At 68.2% G+C, this 4,286-nt stretch carries 5 protein-coding genes and 1 tRNA gene; 3 read left to right on the top strand and 3 right to left on the bottom strand.

Annotated elements, in window-relative coordinates; genetic code table 11:
- The coding region (locus tag FBZ83_RS31220; RefSeq protein ID WP_145691174.1) for an integrase core domain-containing protein at positions 1 to 171 on the top strand (171 nt) is incomplete at its 5' end.
- A 147-nt stretch (positions 172 to 318) separates the two neighbouring features.
- Here FBZ83_RS31220 and FBZ83_RS31215 read toward each other — a convergent pair.
- Complete coding sequence (locus tag FBZ83_RS31215; RefSeq protein ID WP_145691172.1) at positions 319 to 1,923, bottom strand: ISL3 family transposase; 1,605 nt, start codon at positions 1,921 to 1,923, stop codon at positions 319 to 321.
- Between the two features lie 305 nt (positions 1,924 to 2,228).
- Here FBZ83_RS31215 and FBZ83_RS31210 point away from each other — a divergent pair, with 305 nt between their 5' ends.
- Both FBZ83_RS31210 and FBZ83_RS31205 read left to right on the top strand, forming a co-directional pair.
- Entirely contained in the window at positions 2,229 to 2,789 is a 561-nt protein-coding gene (locus FBZ83_RS31210) for a hypothetical protein (RefSeq protein ID WP_186466248.1), read from the top strand.
- Positions 2,790 to 2,927: 138 nt separating this feature from the next.
- Positions 2,928 to 3,188: a hypothetical protein gene (locus FBZ83_RS31205; RefSeq protein ID WP_145691169.1), complete on the top strand. Its 261-nt coding sequence runs from the start codon at positions 2,928 to 2,930 to the stop codon at positions 3,186 to 3,188.
- A gap of 27 nt (positions 3,189 to 3,215) precedes the next feature.
- Here the strand turns inward: FBZ83_RS31205 and FBZ83_RS31630 are convergent, their stop codons facing one another.
- Both FBZ83_RS31630 and FBZ83_RS31195 read right to left on the bottom strand, forming a co-directional pair.
- Entirely contained in the window at positions 3,216 to 4,007 is a 792-nt protein-coding gene (locus tag FBZ83_RS31630) for a hypothetical protein (protein ID WP_186466247.1), read from the bottom strand.
- 91 nt (positions 4,008 to 4,098) lie between these two features.
- Positions 4,099 to 4,175: transfer RNA gene (locus FBZ83_RS31195), tRNA-Met, on the bottom strand.
- Positions 4,176 to 4,286 lie beyond the last annotated feature (111 nt).

Raw genomic sequence — 4,286 nt, 5'->3', positions numbered from 1 at the left:
GAGGCGTGGCGGAGCGACTATAACCACCTCCGACCGCACACCGGCCTCGGCGGCGCCACACCGATCGAAGTCGCCACGCGGACGTCGCCGCAACCGGGGCCGGGGCATGCCCCGGCCCCGGTTGCCATCAACGCCCATTCAGGGCATCACATGAGGGGACTCGCACTCTGAGTGGAGGAAACTTGGGGAGCAGGTCAGAGGCGGTAGCGGCTGGAGCGTCCTGCCGGGCAGCGGCAGCACACTTCGAGGTTGTCAGTGCCGAATGAAGTTTGGCCCATCCGCATTCCCGGTGCAGCGGCATGGCTGGAGCGCCGCTGTTCAAGCGGCTTCGAGAACGCGAAGGCGCAGCAGGTCGAATCCGCCACGGCCGTTCATGGTGCGCTTGGTCATCTTCAGTTTGCTGATCTGCCCCTCCACCGGCCCGGTGCTCCACGGCAAGGTCAACCCCGCACGCACCGCCGCCAGATCACGCTTGATGCTCTTGGCAAAACCGGCCAGGGCCGTGTCATCGGCCGCCGCGAGCCAGCCGTCCAAGTTGCCGCCCTGTTTGCCGCGCACTATGGCCCGGAAGGCCCGCCCCGCCTCGATGGTCCGTGTCAGCTTGGGCGCTCCAGAAATCAGGGCCGCGACGAAAGCCCGCTCGGTCGCATCGATCTCCCCGTCATCCGCTACCACCAACCATGCCGCCCGGCGGCGTGACGGTGTCCGCCACGATGCCGCCGCTCCGGATGGCGCTACGGGGATCCTCTGTCGTCGCGGCTGTGCCCAGTCCCGGACGACGCTCCGCTGCCCGGTGAAGCCGAGGGCCCGGATCTCCCGCCACAGCCGGGCGGCGTTGTGGCAGCCCTCGTCCCAGCGCCGGGACAGATGGTCGGTGAACGGGATCAGCACGCTGCCTTTGGCCGGCTGATCCCACGACGGCGGCTGGCCGGCGTGCAGCCAAACCCGAACCGTCTTGCGGTCGAGGTCGAGCGTTTGGGCAATGCGCGTCTGGGACCAGCCGCGGGCGTTCAGCGCCGCCGCCTCTTCGTATTGGGCGAGCCGTGCAGTTCGGGTCGCCGTCCGGCGTTGTTCCCTGCGGGTTGCCGGTCGGGGTTCGCGAACCGGCAGCACCGTCGGCTTGTCGCCGGTCGCGGCCGGCGCAGTGGCCTGTTCGGCGGCGGTCCGAAGGTCTCGCTGGTGACCGGTGAGCACCTGGCCCAGCGCATCGCCAAGATTGCGCAGGAGATGCCACCGGTCCGCCACCTGGATGGCTTTGGGGGCACCTTGGCGGATGCCGTCGGCGTAGGCGCCGGCGCGATCTCGGGCGACGACCGTCACACCAGGGTGCGCCTTCAACCACGCAGCCACCGTGTCGGCCTGGCGATCGGGCAGCAAGTCGATGGGGCGGCTGCGCTCCAGATCCACGATGATGGTGCCGTAGCGCTTGCCGCGGCGCCATGCCCAGTCGTCAATGCCGATGATCCGCGGCGCCGGCACTTCCGGAACGGGCTCCGCGCGGATCAGGCGCAGCAGCGTGTCGCCACTGACCGGCATGGCGAGCCGGGTGGACAACCGAGCGCCGGGCTCGCCGCCCGTGCGCAAGGCGATGGTGCGTTGTGCCTCGGCGAGCCGGCGGGTGCGCCGGACCCGGGGCGCCGCCACGGTAGGCAGGCGTTCGGCGAAGATGCGGCGGGGACAGTCCGCTGTCGCGCACCGGAAGCGGCGGACCCGCAGATGGAGTTCGCCCACCCGGCCCTGCCAGGGCAAGTCGCCCAGACGGCGGCTGTACAGGCTGTGGACACAGAAGGAAGGGCGGCGGCACAGCGGACAAGCCGCCTTTGCGGCACGCACATGGGCCGTAACGGCCACGCGATCCGTCTCAACAGAAACCCGGTCGACGACAAGGCCAGCCGGGAGCAACGAAAGCAGCGATTTGGACAAGGGAACAGGTGCTCTGGAGGGGGGAAACCGTTCCCTCTATGTGCTCATCCTCGCTCCGATCTGCATCGGGAATGCGGATGGGTCACTTCATTCGGCCTTTACAGAGGTTGGGGTTTCCTCGGCAATCCGCTGGGTGGTCCGTGCGCGAACACGCGGTGACCTGACGCCGGACAAGCGCGGTGGCAATGTCCGCTCGCATCGGATCGACGAGCACCGGGACCTCATCCTGGGTTGGATCGAAGAGAGGTCCGAATGCGTTCGCGGGAGGGCCGGTTGATGTCCAGTCCTGCGCCGCGGCCGAGCAGATGCGGCGTGCCATCGACGGCGCCTTGACGGCCTTCATCGCGTCCATCGACGCCCTGCGGCAGGAGGAGAGGCTCCTCGCCGCGGAGCAGCACACCACCGCGCTGGCAGCCCTGCAAAGCGAAAGCGCGGCTTGCCGGAGCGAACTGCACACCCTGACGGCCGAGATCGCTGAACAGGAGCAGGGCTATGAGGATCTGGCGCAGGAGCATGACAGGATCACGGAAGACCGCAATCAGCTGGCGGTGAAGGTCGCCCAGCAGGGCGCGGCGCTGACCCGCATGTCCGCAGAGATCAAGGATTGGCAGCGGCAGGCGGCGGACGCGCAAGCCGCTGTGGAGACCGTAAACCGCCTTCTATCGGAAGAAAAGGCTGCCCACCTGCGCTCCTCGCTGCAGCTCGACCAGCTGCGTTCTGAACTGACCGCCAAGCATCAGGTGGAGCAGGCGTTGGACGAAGCGCGCCGCGAGAACGCTCGCCTGCGGGGGCGACTGGAGGTTCTGGAACCGTTGGCGGCAACGCTCGCGGCATCCGCCCATCGTGAAGCCGGTGGCAAGGTGTAGCCCGCCAAGCAGAGCTCGTTGGGGCTGCCGGCCATGGCCGCGCCGCCCGACTCCTGACCGCACCGATGACCGGGTTGGCGTCGGCTACGCCGATCTGCCGCTGTGTTTCCGCTTCTGCCACCATCGGACCATATCGTCATGGCCGCTCACACCGTGGACTTTCCACCCGTGCCCCACACCACCGACTCCAACGCCGCGACGACGGCGCCCACTGTCCAGCCGCCCCAGCAGGAGCAGCGGACCGTTCCGATCGAGAAGCTGCTCGGATTGGCCCGCATTCTTGCGCGCCATGAGATGCGCCGGCGTCCGTCCCAGGCCGGCTTCATGACGTTCGGTGCTGGCCAAGCCCTTGTTCTTCTCGTCGCCCTGATCGCGTTCCCCCTGAAGTCCCTGCGATGACCGTCCTCCACCGGCAAGCGCGTCGCCCTAATCAACCCTCAGGAAAGGCGGGAGATTGTCGAAGCCGCCGAGCTGCGCATCATCGACGACGTTCTGTGGAACCGTGTCAAGGCACGACAGGAGGCGGTTGCCACCGAAATCGGTTGGGATGAGCAGGGCAACGCCCTGAACCGCGTGCATCGGCGGCGCTTCCTTCTGTCCGGCGTGCTGGTTTGCGGCGTCTGCGGCGTCTGCGGCGTCTGCGGCGTCTGCGGCGTCCGCTACACCATCATGGGCAAGGACCGCTACGGCTGCGCCGGGCACCGGAATTCCGGCACCTGCCCGAACGACCGCACCATCACCCGGCAAGCGATCGAGGGCCGTGTTCTTGCCGGGCTGAAGGAGCGCCTGCTCGGCGCCGACGTGGTCGCCGCCTTTATTGAGGAAATGGTCGTGGCGCAACGGCGTGATCAGGCCGAAGCCCGGAACCGGCGCGGCGACCAGGAGCGCGCCCTCGCGAGCATCGACCGGAAGATCGCGTCGATCCTGGAGGTGGTGGAGAACGGGTTGTACAGCCCGTCCGTGAAGGAGCGGCTGTCCGCGCTGGAGGCCGAGCGCGCCACGCTCGCCGCCGAGATCGACGCCCTGGGGACGGAGGCGCCGGAGATGCTGCTGCCGGCCAACCTGCCGGAGCTGTACAGGCGGAAGATCGCGGAGCTCGAGTCCGTGCTCGGCGACGGCGACGAGGGGATGGCCGCGATGGAGATGATCCGGTCCATGGTCGACCGCGTCGTGCTGTCCCCCTGCCCCTCGGGTGCCGGGCTGGAGGCGCAGCTTCATGGCGACCTGCTGGCAATCCTGGAGGCGTGCGCAGAGGCGGACCCGAAACGCCGACAGCCCGCCTCGTTGGAGGCGGGCTGTCAACTGTCGGTGGTTGCGGGGGCAGGATTTGAACCTGCGACCTTCAGGTTATGAGCCTGACGAGCTACCGGGCTGCTCCACCCCGCGGGTGTTCCTGGGTCAGGGACCGTGTGCGACGATTGTCAAGCGTGTGTGAAACCGTGTCCGTCCGTGTCCGTTTTGGTTTGGCGTGTGCCGTGGTGACCTGGCGGCGACCTA

This window comes from Azospirillum brasilense (genome assembly GCF_007827815.1).
Lineage (GTDB): Bacteria > Pseudomonadota > Alphaproteobacteria > Azospirillales > Azospirillaceae > Azospirillum > Azospirillum brasilense_C.
The sequence above is the reverse complement of the archived record's forward strand: the minus strand, read 5'-3'. Positions and strand labels throughout refer to the sequence as shown.

Excerpts from the sequence above, each read along its gene's own strand:
- FBZ83_RS31210 (WP_186466248.1), top strand. The coding sequence starts at position 2,229 with ATGCGGCGTGCCATCGACGGCGCCTTGACGGCCTTCATCGCGTCCATC.
- FBZ83_RS31205 (WP_145691169.1), top strand. The coding sequence starts at position 2,928 with ATGGCCGCTCACACCGTGGACTTTCCACCCGTGCCCCACACCACCGAC.
- FBZ83_RS31630 (WP_186466247.1), bottom strand. The coding sequence starts at position 4,007 with ATGAAGCTGCGCCTCCAGCCCGGCACCCGAGGGGCAGGGGGACAGCAC.